The 18,308-nt window shown below is 60.1% G+C and carries 15 protein-coding genes; 8 read left to right on the top strand and 7 right to left on the bottom strand.

Annotation, left to right across the window (positions count from 1 at the left end):
* Nucleotides 1-66: 66 nt before the first annotated feature.
* Nucleotides 67-558, bottom strand: a complete 492-nt coding sequence (locus F8562_RS19615) for an REP-associated tyrosine transposase (protein WP_014837553.1) — start codon at nt 556-558, stop codon at nt 67-69.
* A 243-nt stretch (nt 559-801) separates the two neighbouring features.
* Here F8562_RS19615 and F8562_RS19610 point away from each other — a divergent pair, with 243 nt between their 5' ends.
* The gene (locus tag F8562_RS19610) at nt 802-2,520 is read left to right on the top strand and encodes a lysophospholipid acyltransferase family protein (protein WP_014228127.1); all 1,719 of its coding nucleotides are present in this window, start codon (nt 802-804) and stop codon (nt 2,518-2,520) included.
* A gap of 194 nt (nt 2,521-2,714) precedes the next feature.
* Here F8562_RS19610 and tauD read toward each other — a convergent pair whose 3' ends face one another.
* The 4 genes from tauD to tauA are packed head-to-tail and all read right to left on the bottom strand — an operon-like array spanning nt 2,715 to nt 6,128.
* Nucleotides 2,715-3,566: a taurine dioxygenase gene (gene tauD / locus F8562_RS19605; RefSeq protein WP_014228126.1), complete on the bottom strand. Its 852-nt coding sequence runs from the start codon at nt 3,564-3,566 to the stop codon at nt 2,715-2,717.
* Nucleotides 3,563-4,390: a taurine ABC transporter permease TauC gene (gene tauC, locus F8562_RS19600; protein ID WP_004848136.1), complete on the bottom strand. Its 828-nt coding sequence runs from the start codon at nt 4,388-4,390 to the stop codon at nt 3,563-3,565. The genes tauD and tauC overlap by 4 nt, the downstream gene beginning before the upstream one ends.
* On the bottom strand, nt 4,387-5,154 hold the full coding sequence (tauB, locus tag F8562_RS19595; RefSeq protein ID WP_004848135.1) for a taurine ABC transporter ATP-binding subunit: 768 nt from the start codon (nt 5,152-5,154) through the stop codon (nt 4,387-4,389). The genes tauC and tauB overlap by 4 nt, the downstream gene beginning before the upstream one ends.
* Nucleotides 5,155-5,165: 11 nt before the next feature.
* Nucleotides 5,166-6,128 carry a taurine ABC transporter substrate-binding protein gene (tauA, locus tag F8562_RS19590; protein WP_004848133.1) on the bottom strand — a complete coding sequence of 321 codons (963 nt, stop codon included), beginning with the start codon at nt 6,126-6,128 and terminating at the stop codon, nt 5,166-5,168.
* Between the two features lie 341 nt (nt 6,129-6,469).
* Between tauA and F8562_RS19585 the strand changes: the two genes are divergently transcribed.
* The 6 genes from F8562_RS19585 (at nt 6,470) to fbpC (ending at nt 14,257) form a co-directional block, all read left to right on the top strand.
* Nucleotides 6,470-7,099: a response regulator transcription factor gene (locus tag F8562_RS19585; protein WP_042934004.1), complete on the top strand. Its 630-nt coding sequence runs from the start codon at nt 6,470-6,472 to the stop codon at nt 7,097-7,099.
* Entirely contained in the window at nt 7,099-8,640 is a 1,542-nt protein-coding gene (locus tag F8562_RS19580; RefSeq protein WP_014837550.1) for an MASE1 domain-containing protein, read from the top strand. Before F8562_RS19585 ends, F8562_RS19580 begins: the two co-directional genes overlap by 1 nt.
* Before the next feature lie 60 nt (nt 8,641-8,700).
* Nucleotides 8,701-10,020 (top strand): MFS transporter family glucose-6-phosphate receptor UhpC, encoded by a 1,320-nt coding sequence (uhpC, locus tag F8562_RS19575; protein ID WP_224225971.1) that lies wholly within the window; start codon nt 8,701-8,703, stop codon nt 10,018-10,020.
* Nucleotides 10,020-11,051: an ABC transporter substrate-binding protein gene (locus F8562_RS19570; protein ID WP_004133724.1), complete on the top strand. Its 1,032-nt coding sequence runs from the start codon at nt 10,020-10,022 to the stop codon at nt 11,049-11,051. The genes uhpC and F8562_RS19570 overlap by 1 nt, the downstream gene beginning before the upstream one ends.
* Before the next feature lie 69 nt (nt 11,052-11,120).
* Nucleotides 11,121-13,199, top strand: coding sequence for an ABC transporter permease (locus tag F8562_RS19565; RefSeq protein ID WP_042934003.1), 2,079 nt, complete (start codon nt 11,121-11,123; stop codon nt 13,197-13,199).
* Between the two features lie 11 nt (nt 13,200-13,210).
* Nucleotides 13,211-14,257: a ferric ABC transporter ATP-binding protein gene (gene fbpC / locus F8562_RS19560; RefSeq protein WP_014228120.1), complete on the top strand. Its 1,047-nt coding sequence runs from the start codon at nt 13,211-13,213 to the stop codon at nt 14,255-14,257.
* Between the two features lie 89 nt (nt 14,258-14,346).
* Here the strand turns inward: fbpC and mmuM are convergent, their stop codons facing one another.
* On the bottom strand, nt 14,347-15,279 hold the full coding sequence (gene mmuM, locus F8562_RS19555) for a homocysteine S-methyltransferase (RefSeq protein ID WP_014837547.1): 933 nt from the start codon (nt 15,277-15,279) through the stop codon (nt 14,347-14,349).
* The gene (mmuP, locus tag F8562_RS19550; protein WP_032748168.1) at nt 15,266-16,672 is read right to left on the bottom strand and encodes an S-methylmethionine permease; all 1,407 of its coding nucleotides are present in this window, start codon (nt 16,670-16,672) and stop codon (nt 15,266-15,268) included. The genes mmuM and mmuP overlap by 14 nt, the downstream gene beginning before the upstream one ends.
* Nucleotides 16,673-16,901: 229 nt before the next feature.
* Between mmuP and F8562_RS19545 the strand changes: the two genes are divergently transcribed.
* Nucleotides 16,902-18,284 carry a glycoside hydrolase family 28 protein gene (locus tag F8562_RS19545; RefSeq protein WP_014837544.1) on the top strand — a complete coding sequence of 461 codons (1,383 nt, stop codon included), beginning with the start codon at nt 16,902-16,904 and terminating at the stop codon, nt 18,282-18,284.
* The last annotated feature ends 24 nt before the right edge of the window (nt 18,285-18,308 follow it).

The raw sequence follows: 18,308 nt of genomic DNA, 5'->3' as shown, positions 1-18,308 counted from the left end.
AGGCTCACAGCTATCTGTGGGTTGGTAGCCCGGACAGGCGCAGCGCGCCGCCTCCGGGAAATCATTTTAACAACGCTCGCCGCACAATAATTCCTTCACCTCCCCACCCCAATCAACAGGATACAAACTACGGCTTACATCGCGATGAAAGGTTGAATAGGGCCAATCCCGTACCTGCCTTACCCACCCGTGCTTAACCGGATTGATATAAATATAATCAACATGGCTTCGGTAATCCTTCTGGTTACGAATGGCGTGTTCCCAATATCTCGGTTGCCACACGTCATGCGCACCTGTTAAACCTGAAAAATGCTTTTTAATTGCTCTCCAGCGCGATGGAAAATCGCTGTCGTTGTCAGGTAAGGTCCAGACGCAATGAAGGTGTTCGGGGAGCACCACCCAGGCATCAATATGAAAAGGTTTCTGTTTGTGGACTATTGCCACCGCCTGTCGTAACGCATCAATACGCTGAACCAGAAATCGACTCTCTCTGTCGCGTAAATTGACGGTAAAAAACCAGCTCCCACCCTTGAGGTAATAACGACGATAATCGACCATCGGATGCTCCCTGCCGAAGATATTTGCCTGTTCCCCAGGTTAAAAGAGGGAGAGACCGAAAGGCAAGAAACCGGAGATCAATCTGGAAAAGCGTTCGCAACTTTTCACCTGTGGCCTTCCCGGAGGCGGCGCTGCGCGCCTGTCCGGGCTACCCGCTCCCGCCAATCCCAAATCTTCACTCTACTGTAATCTGAGCGACATCTGCGCCTTCTACTGTCTGGGCAGGACGGAGGAGGTGCCGCTATGTTTAGTCTCGACAATGTCATCGATGACCTGTGGCCTCAGGCAAAGCCAGCGCTCTGGCAGAAAAAGGTGCTGAAAAAGCTCCTGCATGAGGAAGAGTTTCAGCAGTTTGCCGCGCGTCATCATCACCTGAAAGGACTGGATACGGTCGAACAGGTGCTCGAACATCTTAATATCCGCTGCGCTATCCCGGCGCACGATCTCGAACAAATCCCCGAACATGGCCCGCTGGTCATTATCGCCAACCACCCCACCGGTACGCTTGACGGCCTGGCCCTGCTCTACGCGGTGTCCCGCGTGCGCCGCGACGTCAAAGTGGTCACCAACCGCATGCTGACCCACCTTGAACCGCTGAGCTCGCTGTTTATTCCGGTCGATAATATCAACGGCCGAACCGCCAAAGCGGCGCTGCAGCAGATGGACCAGCAGCTGCAAAACGGCGGCGTGCTGATTTTCTTCCCGGCGGGTGAAGTTTCACGCCTCACCCGGCGCGGTATTCGCGATAAAAAATGGCACTCCGGATTTATTAAGCTGGCGGCGAAATACCGCGCCCCGCTGCTGCCGGCGTGGATCCGCGCGCGCAACAGCGCGCTGTTTTACGCCAGCACGCTGATTTCCGATAGCCTGCCGCTGCTGCTGCTGATGCAGCAAATGTTTCGCCGCCGCAACGGCAGCCTGCCGGTTAATTTCGGCCAACAGATTGCCTGGTCAAGCTGGTTCGATCCTCAGCGCTCTGTTCGCGAGCTGACCGAACGCTGCTATCGCCACCTGGAGCTGCTGGCAAAAGGGCAGCCCGGCGTATTTAAAAGCGAAAGCGCTATCGCCCGACCCGAAGACCGCGCCCTGCTCAAGCGCGAACTGGGCCGGGCGGAAACGCTGGGGCGCACGGCGGATGGCAAAGTGATTTATCTCTGGCAGCGCCGCGGCCAGGAAGATGCGCCGGTGCTGCGCGAACTGGGCCGCCTGCGGGAAATCGCCTTCCGCGCGGTGGGCGAAGGCAGCGGCAAACGTCGCGACGTTGACGGTTACGACGACGACTATCTGCATCTGATTCTGTGGGATGAAGAAGACCTGGAAATCGTCGGCGCTTACCGCTTTATGCCGACCGCGATGCAGCTGGAAAAGCGCGGCCTGAACGGCGTCTACAGCTACAGCCTGTTCCATTACGACGCGCGCATGGACGATATTCTGCAGCATGGAATTGAGCTGGGGCGCAGCTTTATCCAGCCGCGCTACTGGGGCCGCCGCGGACTGGACTACCTGTGGTCCGGCATCGGCGCGTATCTGGCGCGCTATCCGCACTATCGCTATCTGTTCGGCCCGGTGTCGATTTCCGGCGGGCTGCCGCCGTCGGCGCGCGATCTGCTGGTCGCGTTCTATCGACTGTGGTTCCCGGCGACGCATCCGCTGGCGGAGTCGCGCCGCCCTTATCCGGCCTCGCTGCCCGATGTGCTGGCGCAGTTTGGCGGAGAAGATTACAACGACGATCTGGCACGGCTGAAGTCCCTGCTCGGCAACCTCGGCTGCGCGATCCCGCCGCTATATAAGCAGTACTCGGAAGTTTGCGAGCCGGGCGGCGTGCAGTTTATCGATTTCGGCAGCGACCCGGATTTCAACAACTGCGTGGATGGTCTGGTGCTGGTGGACTTGACCTACCTGAAGGCGAACCGCTATCAGCGCTATATTGGGGTACATCTGGACGCGCAAAAATCGGCATAAAAGCCTTTTCCCGGAGGCGGCGCGTATCGTAGGTTGTTTCCCGGCTTGCGGCGCATTGCGCCTTAGCCGGGCTACGGGTTTACCGCTTTCTGCGGACCGGTAGCCCGTACAAGGCGCGTTAAGCGCCGCCTCCGGGAAGCAGCGCGCAATACCGCTTCCGCTTTTCTCCACGGCGCGCGGCCGGGCTACAAGCATTACCCCGCCCGATAATAGGGTTTATCCCCGAGAATCGTCGCCCGGTGCATAATGCGCCGCTGCGGCAGGTAATCGGCGTTGGCGTAGTGCTGGGTGACGCGGTTATCCCAAATCGCCACGTCGTTCGGCTGCCAGCGCCAGCGCACCTGGAAGTCCGGTTTAGTAACGTGAGCAAACAGGAAGCCGAGCAGCGCCTCGCTCTCTTTCTCCGTGACGTCGACGATGCGGGTGGTAAAGCCCTCATTGACAAACAGCGCCTGCTTCCCGGTCACCGGATGGGTGCGCACCACCGGATGCAGCAGCGGCGGATTTTTCGCGACCGCCTCCAGCCAGCGCTGATGCTCCTCTTCGCTTTTGCGGTATTTGTACTCCTGAAACGATTTGCGAAAATCATGCTCCGCGCGCAGGCCGCTTAACAGCTGGCGCAAAGGCGCGGAGAGCGCCTCATAGGCCGCAATGCCGCTGGTCCACAGGGTATCGCCGCCGGTTGACGGCAGCTCTTTTGCCGCGAGGATCGCCCCGGCGGGCGGCGTCTCAATAAAGGTGACATCGGTGTGCCAGTTGTCGTTATCCGGCGGGTTATCGTCGTGGGTATCGAGCACGATAATCTCATCCACGCCGGGCGCGTGCGGATAGACCGGATGAACATGCAGGTCGCCAAAGCGCAGGGCGAGATCCCGCTGCTGCTCGGGAGTGATGTTTTGCTCGCGCAGGAACACCACCTGGTGACGCAGCACCGCGTGATACAGCTGCTCAAACTGGTTGTCGCTCAGCGGGCGGGTGATGTCGACCCCGGATACCTGCGCGCCAATATACGGCCCCAGCGGGGTAATGCTTAAACGTTCGCTCATTGTACTTCTCCATGCCAGGGCGTCAGGCGACGCTGCAGCGCGCGCAGCCCCAGTTCCAGTAAAAAGGCGATGATGGCAATCACCGCGATCCCGGCCAGCACCACGTCGGTGGCGAGGAACTCACCGGCGGACTGCACCATAAAACCTAACCCGCGGGTGGCGGCAATCAGCTCCGCGGCCACCAGCGTCGACCAGCCCACGCCGAGCCCAATGCGCAGGCCGGTGAGGATCTCCGGCAGCGCGCCGGGCAGGATCACCAGCCACAGCACCTGCGCCCGGCTGGCCCCTAAAGATTGCGCGGCGCGAATGCGCACCTGCTGGGCGCTCTTAACCCCCGCCAGCGCCGACATCGCCACCGGTGCGAATATCGCCAGGTAGATCAGCAGGATCTTCGAGGTCTCGCCGATGCCGAACCAGATCACCATCAGCGGTAAATAGGCCAGCGGCGGCACCGGGCGATAAAGCTCGATCAGCGGGTCGAGGATCCCGCGTACCGTGGGGCTCAGCCCCATGGCGATCCCCACCGGCACGCCGAGCAGTACCGCCGCCAGCAGCGCGATAACGATACGCGTCAGGCTCGCCGCCAGGTGCTGCCAGAGGGTGGCGTCCATAAAACCCTGCGGACCGGCAATAGCGATAAGTTTCTGCAATACCTGTCCCGGCGGCGGCAGAAACAGCGGACTAATAAGCTGCAGGGCGGCAACGGCCCACCAGATAGCCAGCAGTACCGCCAGGGTCGCCACGCTCAGGCTGAGCTGACGCGAGAGCGGCCAGCGCCACTTCAGCCCCCGCTGACGCGGTTTGTCATTGATGACCACGCTCATGAGAAAGCCTCCCGTTGTTCAAATACCCGGCTGAGGACGTATTCGCGCTGTTCGATAAACCGCGGGTCCGATTTAATGCTGCGGCAGGATTCACCGGCGACGAAGCGGCGGCCAAAATCGAGCGGCAGCCGTTCAAGCACGCGGCCCGGCCCCGGCGAGAGCAGTACCAGTTCGGTGGCCATAAACACCGCCTCTTCGATATCGTGGGTAATCAGCAGCACCTTCTTACCGGTCTCGTGCCACAGGCTGAGCAACAGGGTTTGCATCTGCTCGCGGGTAAAGGCATCCAGCGCGCCAAACGGTTCATCAAGCAGCAGCAGCTGCGGGTTGGCCGCCAGCGCGCGGGCAATGCCTACCCGCTGACGCTGGCCGCCGGAGAGCTGCCAGATAAAGCGCTTTTCCGCCCCTTCGAGGCCCACTTTTTTTAGCATCTGCGCGGCGGTTGCCCGGCGCTGCGTTTTGTCGACCCCGGCCAGCTGCAGCCCGAGCGCAACGTTATCCTGCACGTTGCGCCACGGCAGCAGCCCTTCGTGCTGAAACACCACGCCGCGATCGGCGCCCGGCCCTTCAACCCGCTGGCCTTCGAGGGTGATGCTGCCGTGCTGATAAGGCACGAATCCGGCAATCAGGTTCAGCAGCGTGGTTTTACCGCAGCCGGAGGGCCCCAGGACCACCAGCAGTTCGCCGCTGTCCAGCGTCAGGTTGATATCCGCCAGCGCCGGTTTACCGCCGTAATCGGCGGAAAGATGCGAGATTTGCAGCATCATGACCTCCTTTACTTCACAAAACGGTCGGTGACGTACTGGCTGTAGTCGCTACCGGCGGCGGGCACTTTGCCCTGCTCTTTAAGGAATTTAGCGGTGTCGATGATGGCTTTATTCACCGGCCCGTTCAGCTCCTGCGCCTGCTGGGCGGCGGTCAGGTAGGTATTGCCTTTCACCAGCCCCGGGACGTCGGCTTCCGGTACGCCGCTTAAGCGCGCCAGCTTGCTGATGTTCTCCGGCTGCTTCAGCCACTCATCCGGGTTGGCGATATAGGGCTGCTGCGCGTCAATGGCGCTTTTGGCGAAGGCTTTGACGATGTCAGGATGCTTTTCGGCAAAGTCTTTGCGTACCACCCACACGTCCAGCGTCGGCGCGCCCCACTCGCCCACCTGCGACGAGTCGGTGAGAACCGTGCCGTCTTTTTCCAGCGCGTTAACCGCCGGCGCCCAGACGTAGGCGCCGTCAATGTCGCCACGCTGCCAGGCGGCAATAATCGCCGGCGGCTGCAGGTTGAGGATCTGCACCTGCCCCGGTTTAATCCCCCAGTGCTTCAGCGCCGACAGCAGGCTGTAGTGGGTGGTGGAGATAAATGGCACGGCGATGCGTTTGCCGATCAGGTCCTGCGGTTTGGTGATGCTCTTCTTCACTACCAGCGCTTCGGAGTTACCGAGCTTTGAGGCCAGCAGAAAGACTTCAATCGGCACCTGCTGGGTGGCGGCGACCGCCAGCGGGCTGGAGCCGAGGTTGCCGATCTGCACGTCGCCGGAAGCCAGCGCCCGCACGATGCTCGCGCCGCTGTCAAACTTGCGCCAGTCGACGGTCGCCCCGCTCGCTTTGGCGAAGGTGTTGTCCGCCTGGGCGACTTTCGCCGGCTCGGCGGAGGTCTGATACGCCACGGTAACGTTGACCGCCTGGGCCTGGAACGCCGCCAGCGCCAGCGCGGCAATGAGTGTGATACGCGATGAAAAAACCATGTTGTCTGCTCCCCTGTCTTGTTATGGGGGCAGTATTTCGTTGCGCCTGAATTTGATAAAGGAATTAAAACATCTTGCTAAGAACAAAGCGTTTTTAGAAAAAAAGCGGCAATGCTTATACACAAAATCATTCATGCTGCATCGAGGCGGCAAGGTTGTTCGTCCCCGGGAGCTGACATAAGTCAGTGACCGGGGCGGGCAAACGAAGCCAACAAAGAGGCAGCTTGAAGGATGAAGTGTATTGCGATTTTGTTACATTCGTTGCATAACTGCGCCTGATTGATTGCCAGCGCAGCGGCGGCAGGCATCATAGAACCATGATGCGCTGAGAGAGAAGAAACATGATTCGAGTGGTGCTGGTCGATGACCATGTGGTGGTGCGTTCAGGCTTTGCGCAGTTACTCAGCCTCGAAGAAGATCTCGAGGTGGTTGGCCAGTTCAGCCGCGCGGCGGAAGCCTGGCCGGCGCTGCTGCGCGACGACGTCGACGTGGCGGTCATGGATATCGCCATGCCGGATGAGAACGGCCTGAGCCTGCTAAAGCGCCTGCGCGCGCAAAAGCCGCAGTTCCGCGCCATTATTCTCAGTATTTACGACACCCCCACCTTCGTGCAGAGCGCGCTTGATGCCGGCGCCAGCGGCTATCTGACCAAACGCTGCGGCCCGGAAGAGTTGGTCCAGGCGGTGCGTTCCGTCGGTATGGGCGGACACTACCTGTGCGCCGATGCGCTGCGGGCGCTGCGCGGCGGAGAACAACCGGCGCAGGTGCTGGAAGTGCTCACCCCGCGTGAACGCGAAGTCTTTGATTTGCTGGTTAAAGGCGACAGCGTCAAGGCGATCGCCTTTAAGCTCGAACTCAGCCACAAAACGGTTCACGTCCATCGCGCCAACGTGCTGGGCAAACTACAGTGTCACAGCACCATTGATCTGGTCCATTTCGCCCTCGACCACCAGCTGCTGGCGGGTCATTAATGTCGCGCAGCCTTCGCCACAGCGTCATCTCGCTGTTCATCGTGCTGGCCTGGGGAAGCGGCTGGCTGATGCTGTGGACACTCGGGTTTTACCTGACCCATAACGGCCAGCAGGCGGCGCTGTTCCTGCCGCACGGCGTCTATCTGGCGCTGCTGATCCTGCTTTCGCGCCGCTACTGGCCCGCGCTGGTACTGCCTCCGGTGCTGATGCTGCTCTGGCTGCACGGCGAACAGCTGCTGAACGGCTATATTCTGCTGGCCGCGCCGTTGATCGGCCTGCTTCCCGCCGGCCTCGCCCAACAGTTCTGGCACCGCTTTCCCCTTTACTGGCAGCGGCTGACGCTGCTGCTGGCCACGGTCACCGCCAGCGCGCTGCTCAACACCGCGCTGCTCTCGCCGTTTGTGAAAAGCCCGGCGATGATGCTCGGCCTGGCCTCGTTTACCGGCGGGGTGCTGCTGACGCCGTTTGTCTATCTGATTTTTGAATTCCTGCGCCAGCAGCACCGCTACCATCTGCTGGGCCTGGATACCAATAATCCGCCGCTGCGCACCTCGCTGATCATCTGGTGCAGCCTGTTCTTTATCATCGGCATCGGCACCCAGATGGTACTGTCGCCGGAAATCGAGCGCCTGCTGTTAATTGTGGTGTTTCTGCCCAACGTGGTGATGGCGTGGAAGTTCGGCTGGCAGGGCGGCGTCCTTTCCGGCCTGCTGGGCAGCATGATGATCACCATCGCCCGCCAGGTTGGCGTTGGATTCAGCAATCTGGTGGAGCTGGAGATTTTTCTGGCGACCCAGGCGCTGCTCGGCATCGGGCTGGGCATTGCCATCAGCCGCCAGCAGCACCTGGCGCAAAACCTGCACCACTACCGCCAGCGGCTGGAGGCGGAGCTGGCGGCCCGGCGGGCGCTGGCCGAAAAGCTGATCCATACCGAAGAGGATACGCGCAAAAGCCTGGCGCGCGAGCTGCACGACGAAATCGGCCAGAATATTACCGCCATTCAGATCCAGTCGCAGCTGGTGAAGCGGGCGCGCGATCCGGCGCAAACCCAGGCCGCCGCCAGCCAGATTAACGATCTCGCCCGGCGTATTCACCACTCCACCCGCCAGCTGCTGCGCCAGCTGCGCCCTCCGGCCCTCGATGAGCTGTCGTTTAAAGAGGCGCTGCACCATTTGCTCAATGAGTTTGCCTTTGCCGAGCGCGGTATCCGCTGCCGCTTTGACTACCGGCTCACCGCCACGCCGGAGAGCGAAACGGTACGTTTTACCCTCTATCGGCTGCTGCAGGAGCTGCTTAACAACGTCTGTAAGCACGCCGACGCCAGCGAGGTCGCCATTGCCCTGTATCAGCAGGGGACGCTGCTGCGCCTGGAGGTGAAGGACAACGGTATCGGCATCAGCCCCGACAAAATGGCCGGCTTCGGCATTCAGGGCATGCGTGAGCGGGTCAGCGCCCTGGGCGGAGAGCTGACGCTGGAGTCGCAGCGCGGCACACGCGTAATTGTTAACTTGCCCACAAATTTGCAACAAACAGCCGGCTAACCAGGAAAAAGTCTTAGTCACTCCGGACTTTCTCTCATCCCCTTTCGATTTCACTTTCATATAGTCAGCAAAACGGAGACGGCTATGCGCTCAGCAACCGACATTAATCAACGTTACAGGACGCTGCGTCCGCAGCTGCTGATGTACATGGTCATCGGATATGCGGCGTTTTACCTGACGCGCAAAAGCGTCAACTACGTATTGCCGGCGCTGCAAACGGATCTGGGCCTGGATAAAGGCGATATCGGCCTGCTGGGATCGCTGTTTTACCTGACCTACGGTCTGTCGAAGTTTACCGCCGGACTGTGGCACGACAGCCACGGGCAGCGCTGGTTTATGGGCGCGGGCCTGTTCGCCACCGGTCTGCTGAACGTGGTGTTCGCCTTCGGCGAGTCGCTGACGCTGCTGCTGGCGGTCTGGACGCTGAACGGATTTTTTCAGGGCTGGGGCTGGCCTCCCTGCGCCCGCCTGCTGACCCACTGGTACTCGCGCAACGAACGCGGCTTCTGGTGGGGCTGCTGGAATATGTCGATCAATATCGGCGGGGCGATTATCCCGCTGATTAGCGCCTTTGCCGCCCACTGGTGGGGCTGGCAGGCGGCGATGCTGGCGCCGGGGACGATTAGCATGGCATCAGGCATCTGGTTAACGCTGCACCTGAAAGGAACGCCCCGCGAAGAGGGATTGCCGTCGGTGGGCGCCTGGCGTAACGACCCGCTGGAGCTGCGCCAGGAGCGGCAAAGCCCGCCGATGGGGCTGTGGCAGATGCTGCGCACCACGATGCTGAAGAACCCGATGATCTGGCTGCTGGGCGTCTCTTATGTGCTGGTCTACCTGATCCGCATCGCGCTCAACGACTGGGGCAACATCTGGCTGACGGAGAGCCACGGCGTCAATCTGCTCAGCGCCAACGCCACGGTGATGCTGTTTGAAGCGGGCGGCCTGCTCGGCGCGCTGTTCGCCGGATGGGGTTCGGATCTGCTGTTCAGCGGCCAGCGGGCGCCGATGATTTTACTGTTCACGCTGGGGCTGATGGTCTCCGTCGCCGCGCTCTGGCTGGCGCCGGTACACCACTACGCGCTGCTGGCGGTTTGTTTCTTTACGGTGGGCTTCTTCGTTTTTGGCCCGCAAATGCTGATTGGCCTCGCGGCGGTGGAGTGTGGACACAAAGCGGCGGCGGGTTCCATCAGCGGATTTCTCGGCCTGTTCGCCTATCTGGGGGCAGCGCTGGCGGGCTGGCCTCTGTCGCTGGTCATTGAACGCTACGGCTGGTCGGGGATGTTCAGTTTACTCTCGGTCGCCGCAGTTCTGATGGGTTTATTGCTGATGCCGCTGCTGATGGCGAGCATTACTACCTCTGCTGCTCAAAGGATAAAATAATGAAAAAAACGCTGGTCACTACCCTGATTGCTTCCGGCATTGCGCTGGCGACGTTAAGCGGCGCGGCGCATGCCAAAGGTCGCCTGGTGGTCTATTGCAGCGCCACCAACGAAATGTGTGAGGCGGAAACTAAAGCCTTCGGCGAAAAATATGACGTAAAAACCTCGTTTATTCGCAACGGCTCCGGCAGCACGCTGGCGAAGGTCGATGCCGAGAAGAAAAACCCGCAGGCGGATGTCTGGTACGGCGGCACCCTCGACCCGCAGTCCCAGGCCGGCGAAATGGGCCTGCTGCAGCCCTATAAATCGCCGAATCTTACGCAGGTGATGGAGCAGTTCCGCGATCCGGCGAAGCTGAAAGGCAACTACTCCTCGGCGGTGTACGTCGGCATTCTCGGCTTCGGCGTGAACACCCAGCGCCTGAAAGAGAAAAACCTGCCGGTGCCAAAATGCTGGAAGGATCTGACCAAACCGGAATACAAAGGCGAAATCCAGATTGCCGACCCGCAGAGCTCCGGCACCGCCTACACCGCGCTGGCGACCTTCGCCCAGCTGTGGGGAGACGATCAGGCTTTCGATTATCTTAAACAGCTCAACGCTAACGTCTCCCAGTACACTAAGTCCGGTATCGCCCCGGCGCGCAACGCCGCCCGCGGTGAAACGGCCATCGGCATCGGCTTCCTGCACGACTATTCGCTGGAAAAAGAACAGGGCGCGCCGCTGGAGCTGATCTCGCCGTGCGAAGGCACCGGCTACGAAATTGGCGGCGTCAGTATCCTGAAGGGCGCGCGCAACCTCGACAACGCCAAACTGTTTGTCGACTGGGTGCTGTCGAAAGAGGCCCAGGAGCTGGCGTGGAAGAAAGGCAAGTCTTATCAGATCCTGACCAACACTACCGCCGAAACTTCGCCGAACTCGCTGAAGCTCGACGACCTGAAGCTTATCAACTACGACATGGATAAATACGGCTCAACGGACGTGCGTAAAGCGCTCATCAATAAATGGGTTAGCGAAGTGAAGATGGGTAAATAAGCCCGCACTGCGTTCATTTGCCGGGTGGCGGCATCCACGCCCTACCCGGCCTACGACACCGGAAAACTTATGTCACACACACTTGCACTCCATCCCGTGAAAAAGCGGGATGCGATATTCCTTTGGGTTTTATTCGGCTGGCTGGCGTTCGCCCTGCTGCCGAGCTGGAGCCTGGATTACGGTCTGCTGGAGTCCACGCGCGATGAAATTCTCGCGGCCTACGGCTGGTCACAGTTCAATATCAGCTGGCTGTGGTATCTCCTGCCGAGCCTGCTGCTGATTCGTCCATGGCAGGAAGCCAGCCGGGAGCAGCGCAGCCGCCACTACCTCGACGCCGGCTGGGCGCTCCTCTGTATGGCGTTTATCGTCGTCAGCGCCACCGTGGAAGGCCGCGGGTTAGGCTACGCCACCCTCGTGCTGTTTGTCGCGCTGGGCGCCATCATGACCCTGGCGCTCACCCGCCTGGAATGGCTGGGCGGCGACCGCTTTGTGATTGGTTCGCTGGTCACCATCGTGACGTTAATCGGCGTCTTTATCGTCTGGCCGAGCATCGCCATTTTCATCCCGATGTTCACCAACGACGCCGGCGAGTTTGCCCCGCTGGCGTTTATGGCCGTGCTGTCGCAGGCGCATATCGTCCAGGTGATCCTCAACTCCATCGCCCTGTCGATTGCGGTAGGCATCGGCTGCACCTTCTTTGGCCTGGTGCTGGCGATTTACACCACCCGCATCGCCCAGCGCAGCGCGATTATTGGCCGCATTTTCTCGATTCTGCCGATCGTCACCCCGCCGTTTGTCGTCGGCCTCGGCGTCACCCTGATGATGGGCCGTTCCGGCTACGTCACCGAGCTGATGGTCGACTGGTTCGGCTTAACCAACACCAACTGGCTGTACGGGTTTACCGGCATCTGGCTGGCGCAGGTGCTGGCGTTCACTCCGATGGCGTTTATGATCCTCGACGGCGCGATTAAAACCATTCATCCGTCGCTGGAGGAGGCGTCGTACACCCTGCGCGCCAGCCGCTGGCAAACCTTTAACGGCGTCTTCGTCCCGCTGCTGAAACCGGCGCTGGCGAACGCGTTTTTAATTGTCATCGTCCAGTCGCTGGCCGACTTCAGCAACCCGCTGGTGCTCGGCGGCAACTTCGACGTGCTGGCGACGCAAATCTACTTCTATATCACCGGTTCGCAGCTCGATTATCAGGCCGCCAGTACCCTGGGCGCGTTCCTGCTGCTGTTCTCGCTGCTGGTGTTCTGCATTCAGTATATGTGGATCGGCAAGCGCTCGTACGTCACGGTTTCCGGTAAGTCCTATCGCGGCGACGTGCAGCCGCTGCCGGTGACCCTGGTATGGAGCGTGATCGCCATTCTGGCGGTATGGATCGCCTTCAACGCCCTGCTCTACGGCAGCATTTTCTACGGCAGCTTTACCGTTAACTGGGGCGTGGACTACACCCTGACGCTGGATAACTTTATCAAGCTGTTCGGCCAGGGGATGAGCGACGGCGCCTGGCCTTCGCTGCTCGATACCCTGCTCTACGCCGGGATCGCCGCGCCGATCACCGCCGCCTTCGGCCTGCTGATCGCCTGGATCGTGGTGCGTCAGCAGTTTAAAGGCAAAAAGACCATCGAGTTCACCACCATGCTGTGCTTCGCGGTGCCGGGCACCGTGGCAGGCGTCTCCTATATTCTAGCCTTTAACAGCGCGCCGGTGTACCTCACCGGAACGGCGGCGATTGTGATTATCTCGATGGTGATGCGTAACGTGCCGGTGGGCATCCGGGCGGGCATTGCCGGTTTAGGCCAGATCGACAAATCGCTGGACGAAGCGTCGCTCAGCCTGCGCGCGGGTTCCCTGCACACCATTACGCATATCCTGCTGCCGCTGCTGCGCCCGGCGATCCTCTCGGCGCTGATCTACAGCTTTGTGCGCGCCATTACCACCGTCAGCGCCATTGTGTTCCTCGTGACGCCGGACACCCGCGTCGCTACCGCCTATATCCTCAACCGGGTGGAAGACGGCGAATACGGCGTGGCGATCGCCTACGGATCGATTCTGATCGTAGTGATGCTGGCGATTATTTTTATCTTTGACTGGCTGATCGGGGAAGCGCGTATCTCCCGGTCAAAAGCCAAAAACCAGGCGTAATGGAGCGCACTATGAGTCAGAAAAATTTTGTTGAACTGCGCAACGTCACCAAGCGATTCGGCAGCAACACGGTTATCGACAATATCAATCTCACCATCCCGCAGGGGCAAATGGTGACCCTGCTCGGCCCTTCCGGCTGCGGTAAGACCACCATCCTGCGCCTGGTCGCCGGGCTGGAAAAACCGAGCGAAGGACAGATTTTCATCGATGGCGAAGACGTGACCCATCGATCCATTCAGCAGCGCGACATCTGTATGGTGTTTCAGTCTTACGCCCTGTTTCCGCATATGTCGCTGGGGGACAACGTCGGCTACGGTCTGAAGATGCTCGGCGCGTCGCGCGGCGATGTGAAAGCGCGGGTGAAGGAGGCGCTGGCGATGGTGGATCTGGAAGGCTTCGAAGACCGCTATGTCGATCAGATCTCCGGCGGCCAGCAGCAGCGCGTGGCGCTGGCGCGCGCCCTGATCCTCAAGCCAAAGGTGCTGCTGTTTGATGAGCCCTTAAGCAACCTCGACGCCAACCTGCGGCGCAGCATGCGCGATAAGATCCGCGAACTGCAAAAGCAGTTTGATATCACCTCGCTGTACGTGACCCACGATCAGAGTGAAGCCTTTGCGGTTTCCGATACCGTGCTGGTGATGAATAAGGGGCATATCATGCAGATCGGCTCGCCGCAGGATCTTTACCGCCAGCCCGCGTCGCGCTTTATGGCGAGCTTTATGGGCGATGCCAACCTGTTCCCGGCCGCCTTCAGCGAGGGTTTCGTCGATATTTATGGCTATCGGCTGCCGAGGCCGCCGCATTTTGCCGCCCACGGCGAGGGCAGCGTCGGCGTGCGCCCGGAGGCGATCACCCTGAGCGATCGCGGCGAGGAGAGCCAGCGCTGCACGATTCGCCACGTGGCCTATATGGGACCGCAGTACGAGGTGACGGTAGAGTGGCACGGGCAGGAAATTTTGCTGCAGGTGAACGCGACGCGGCTGCAGCCGGATGTCGGCGAGCATTACTATCTCGAAATCCACCCGTACGGGATGTTTGTGTTAGCGGATGCCGGATGATTGATGCCGGGTAGCGCTTACGCTTACCCGGCCTACGATTCGTGCACGTTGTCGGCCGGGTAAGGCATCAGCCGCCACCCGGCGCAAACTCAACGCCGGGCGTTCAGTTCGGCAATATCCTTCGGCGTCGTGCGGCAGCAGCCGCCAATCAGCTTCGCCCCCGCCGCCAGCCACTGGGGTAAATATTCCGCCAGCGTTGCACAGGCTTCGCCGTGGTGATGCCATGTCTTGGATACCGGGTCATAGTGCTCCCCGGAATTAGGATAAACCACCAGCGGCAGCGCCGTCAGGCTATGCAGATGCGCCAGCGCGGCGGTGGTGTTTTCCAGCGCGATACAGTTAATGCCCAGCGCCACCACCTGCGGATAGTTTGCCAGCACGGCAACCACTTCCCGCAGCGGCGTGCCGTCGCTGAGATGCTGCGCATCGCGCAGGGTAAACGAGAACCACGCCCGCGCGCGCGGATAGGCGGTCAGCAGCTCCGACAGCGCCTTCATCTCGGCGAAATTCGGCATCGTTTCGCAGGCCAGCAGATCGGCCCCGGCGTCGAGCAGCGCTTCCACGCGCGGACGATGAAACGCCTGAAATTCCTCACGGCTGCGGACATAATCGCCGCGATACTCCGAACCGTCCGCCAGGAAGGCGCCGTACGGCCCGACCGAACCGGCAACCAGCAGCGCGCCCGCCTGCGGGTTTTCCGCCAGATACGCCTCCCGCGCCTTGCGGGCCAGCTCAACGCTTTTGCCGATCAGCGCTTTCGACTGCGCTTCATCGAGGCCGCGGGCGGCAAAGCCCGCCGGCGTCGCCTGATAGCTGGCGGTGATCGCCACCTGCGCGCCGGCGCGGAAATAGTCGAGGTGAACTTCGCGGATAAGCTCCGGGTTGTCGACCAGCACTTTCGCCGACCACAGGCTGTCGGCAAGATTGCAGCCGCGCGCTTCCAGCTCCGTCGCCATCGCGCCGTCCAGCAGGATAAAGGGCTTTGCGTCAAGGAGGGCGGTTAACGGATTATTCTGCGACATGTTGAGGCTCCTGGGTGAGTTTCCGTGAACGAGTCAGATAATACGCACCATAACACAGTGCCACGAACGGGATCCCGCACCACAGCGCAATCCTCTGACTCGGGTCAAACGCCAGACCCACGCAGGCCACCAGGCAAAGCACAAATCCCAGCGCCGGCACCAGCGGATACCACGGCGCGCGGTAGTGCAGTTCGCTTAGCGCCTTCCCCTGCTGCAGATGGCGGCGGCGGAACATAAAGTGCGAGGCGCAGATGCTCAGCCATACCGCCACCACCGCGAAGCCGGAAATCGCCGACAGCGCGACAAACACCGTATCCGGGGCCACGACGCTGGAGAAGAGCGCCAGCACGCCGCCGAGCATGCTGACTGAAATCGCCGTCAGCGGCACGCCGTTTTTGGTTAATTTAGTAAAACAGGCCGGCAGCGTTTTTTCATTGGAGAGCGACCACAGCATCCGCCCGGAGGCGTAGAGGCCAGAGTTGGCCGCCGACAGAATCGCCGTCAGGATCACAAAGTTAAAGATATCCGCCGCGTAGGGGATCCCCACCTTTTCGAACACCAGCACAAACGGGCTTTTTTCGACTCCCGCCTGCTGCATCGGAATCAGCGCCGCCAGCACGAAGACGGTGCCGATAAAAAAGATAATCAGCCGGGCGATGGTGGTGCGAATGGCCACCGGAATGACTTTGTGCGGATTCTCCGTTTCCCCCGCCGCGATGCCGATAAGCTCGGTGCCGGAGAAAGCGAAGTTAACCGCCACCATGGTCATCAGGATCGGCAGACCGCCGTGCGGGAACCAGCCTTCGGCGGTGATATTGCGCAGCCCCGGCGCCGGGGAGCCATCCTGCATCGGAATGATGCCGAAGATCGCCGCCCCGCCGAGAATAATAAAGGCAATAATAGTGACCACCTTCACCAGCGAGAACCAGAATTCACCTTCGGCAAAGAAGCGGGTGGAGATAACGTTGAGCGCGAAAATCACCGCGCAGAACACCACGCACCAGACCCATACCGGCACCTGCGGGAACCAGTACTGCATGCAGAATCCGGCGGCGGTGAAGCTTGAGCCAAGCGCGACGGTCCAGGTAAGCCAGTAGAGCCAGGCGACGGTGTACCCGGTCGCCGGGCCGAGATAGCGGGCGGCGTAGACGTGAAACGCCCCGGTTTCCGGCATCGCCACCGAGAGTTCGCCCAGACACTGCATCACCAGCCAGACCACCAGCGCGCCAATCAGATAGGCCAGCAGCGTACCCGCCGCTCCGGTGGTGGAGATGATATAGCCGGTATTAAAAAATAGCCCTGTGCCAATAACGCCACCCAGCGACAGCATAATCAGGTGGCGGGTCTTCATGGTGCGCTTAAGCTGCCCACCTTGTTGTTGTGTTGTTTGCATTTGACCTCATGGGCGTATAGACATCTAAACATCCAGATAAGAGATTCCTTATACCCCGCCTGTCGCCAAATTGCAAAGCGGCCGGGCCTGTCATCTATGCATTCGCCCAAATCATCAGCGCCAGTTATGGGCAGAATAACGACAAAGGACAAACCGTGATCGCCGCACTCATAAAATCAAAACATTGGTGCTAGTTTTACAAAACAATAAACCAAAAAAGGATAATGTCATGATACCCCGCGCTTTACCTCTGTGGGCCGCCGCTGCCGCCGTCGGTCTTCTACCGCTGTACGCCGCTCAGGCCGCGAGTTCCGTGAAGTTTCCCGATAAAATCTGTGATATCACCCACTACGGCGCAGAAGGCCATCGGCTGCAAATCGCGCTCAACACCGATGCCATTCAAAAAGCGATTGATGACTGCGCCGCCGCCGGAGGGGGAACGGTGCTGGTGCCAAAAGGTAATTTCCTGACCAACCCGCTGTTTCTGAAGAATAATATTCAGCTTAAGCTGGAGAAAGACGCCACCCTGGTGGCCTCAACCGAAGTGGCCGCCTATCGCGGCGATGATAAAACGCGATACGCCGAAGCGGAAAACGGCTGGCTGCCGTTTATCAGCATCGCCGACGCGCAAAACGTGGCCATCGTCGGTGAAGGCACTATCGACGGCCAGGGCGCGGTGTGGTGGGAGCGCTGGCGGGAAAATATCCGCGCCACCGGCAAGAAAGGCGGTACCGACCGACCGCGGCTGATTTATATCACCCGCGCCAGCAACGTGCTTATCGACGGCGTGACCCTCACCCATTCACCCAGCTTCCACGTGGTCACCCGCTACGCGCACGATGTCGATATCAACGGCACGCGTATTCTTTCGCCGTGGCATGCGCCGAATACCGACGCCATCGATCCTATCGATAGCCAGAATATCCGTATTACCAACAACTATATCGACTGTAACGACGACCATATTGCCATCAAGGCGGAAAAAGCCGACCCGCGCTTCCCGGAGGGCGTGGTGGATAACATCTATATCGCCAACAACACCCTGAAGCAGGGGCGCGGGATCTCCATCGGCAGCGAGAGCGCAGGCGGCGTGAATAACGTGCTGGTGGAAAACAATACCTTCGAAGGTTCGATGTACGGTATTCGGATTAAAAGCCCGCGCGGCAAAGGCGGTGAGGTAAAAAATATCGTCTACCGCAATACCAGAATGCATAACGTTGAGGTGCCGCTGGTGTTCTCCGCCTATTACAAAGCCGCGCCGATTGTGCAGGCCGAGGTCGATAAGCTGTTGCAGGCAGGCGGCTTTACCCTCGGCGAACAGATCTATCCGCCGGACAGCGACCCGAAACAGCCGTTCGATAAATACAAGACTCCGCACTTCAGTAATATCACCGTTGAGAATTTAACCTCCACAGGCGACAGCAAAGCGGCGGCCTATATTATCGGTACCCCGGAAGCGCCGCTCAGCGGTTTCCATTTTAGCAACGTCAATATTGAAGCCGACCGCGGTCTGCGCATTCGCAACGCCGAGCTGGAGAGTAAAGGACTTAACCTGCAGGTGAAAGCAGGTCCGGTAATTCAAAAAGACGCTGGCGCCATCGTGCACCAGTAACGCCACATTTGCGGGCAGCTGCAC

Source organism: Klebsiella sp. RCJ4 (genome assembly GCF_009025755.1).
Lineage (GTDB): Bacteria > Pseudomonadota > Gammaproteobacteria > Enterobacterales > Enterobacteriaceae > Klebsiella > Klebsiella michiganensis.
The sequence above is the reverse complement of the archived record's forward strand: the minus strand, read 5'-3'. Positions and strand labels throughout refer to the sequence as shown.

Excerpts from the sequence above, each read along its gene's own strand:
- fbpC (WP_014228120.1), top strand. The coding sequence starts at position 13,211 with ATGAGTCAGAAAAATTTTGTTGAACTGCGCAACGTCACCAAGCGATTC.
- mmuP (WP_032748168.1), bottom strand. The coding sequence starts at position 16,672 with ATGCAAACAACACAACAACAAGGTGGGCAGCTTAAGCGCACCATGAAG.
- tauB (WP_004848135.1), bottom strand. The coding sequence starts at position 5,154 with ATGCTGCAAATCTCGCATCTTTCCGCCGATTACGGCGGTAAACCGGCG.
- F8562_RS19615 (WP_014837553.1), bottom strand. The coding sequence starts at position 558 with ATGGTCGATTATCGTCGTTATTACCTCAAGGGTGGGAGCTGGTTTTTT.
- mmuM (WP_014837547.1), bottom strand. The coding sequence starts at position 15,279 with ATGTCGCAGAATAATCCGTTAACCGCCCTCCTTGACGCAAAGCCCTTT.
- F8562_RS19610 (WP_014228127.1), top strand. The coding sequence starts at position 802 with ATGTTTAGTCTCGACAATGTCATCGATGACCTGTGGCCTCAGGCAAAG.
- tauA (WP_004848133.1), bottom strand. The coding sequence starts at position 6,128 with ATGGTTTTTTCATCGCGTATCACACTCATTGCCGCGCTGGCGCTGGCG.
- F8562_RS19585 (WP_042934004.1), top strand. The coding sequence starts at position 6,470 with ATGATTCGAGTGGTGCTGGTCGATGACCATGTGGTGGTGCGTTCAGGC.
- F8562_RS19580 (WP_014837550.1), top strand. The coding sequence starts at position 7,099 with ATGTCGCGCAGCCTTCGCCACAGCGTCATCTCGCTGTTCATCGTGCTG.
- F8562_RS19545 (WP_014837544.1), top strand. The coding sequence starts at position 16,902 with ATGATACCCCGCGCTTTACCTCTGTGGGCCGCCGCTGCCGCCGTCGGT.
- tauD (WP_014228126.1), bottom strand. The coding sequence starts at position 3,566 with ATGAGCGAACGTTTAAGCATTACCCCGCTGGGGCCGTATATTGGCGCG.
- F8562_RS19570 (WP_004133724.1), top strand. The coding sequence starts at position 10,020 with ATGAAAAAAACGCTGGTCACTACCCTGATTGCTTCCGGCATTGCGCTG.
- F8562_RS19565 (WP_042934003.1), top strand. The coding sequence starts at position 11,121 with ATGTCACACACACTTGCACTCCATCCCGTGAAAAAGCGGGATGCGATA.
- tauC (WP_004848136.1), bottom strand. The coding sequence starts at position 4,390 with ATGAGCGTGGTCATCAATGACAAACCGCGTCAGCGGGGGCTGAAGTGG.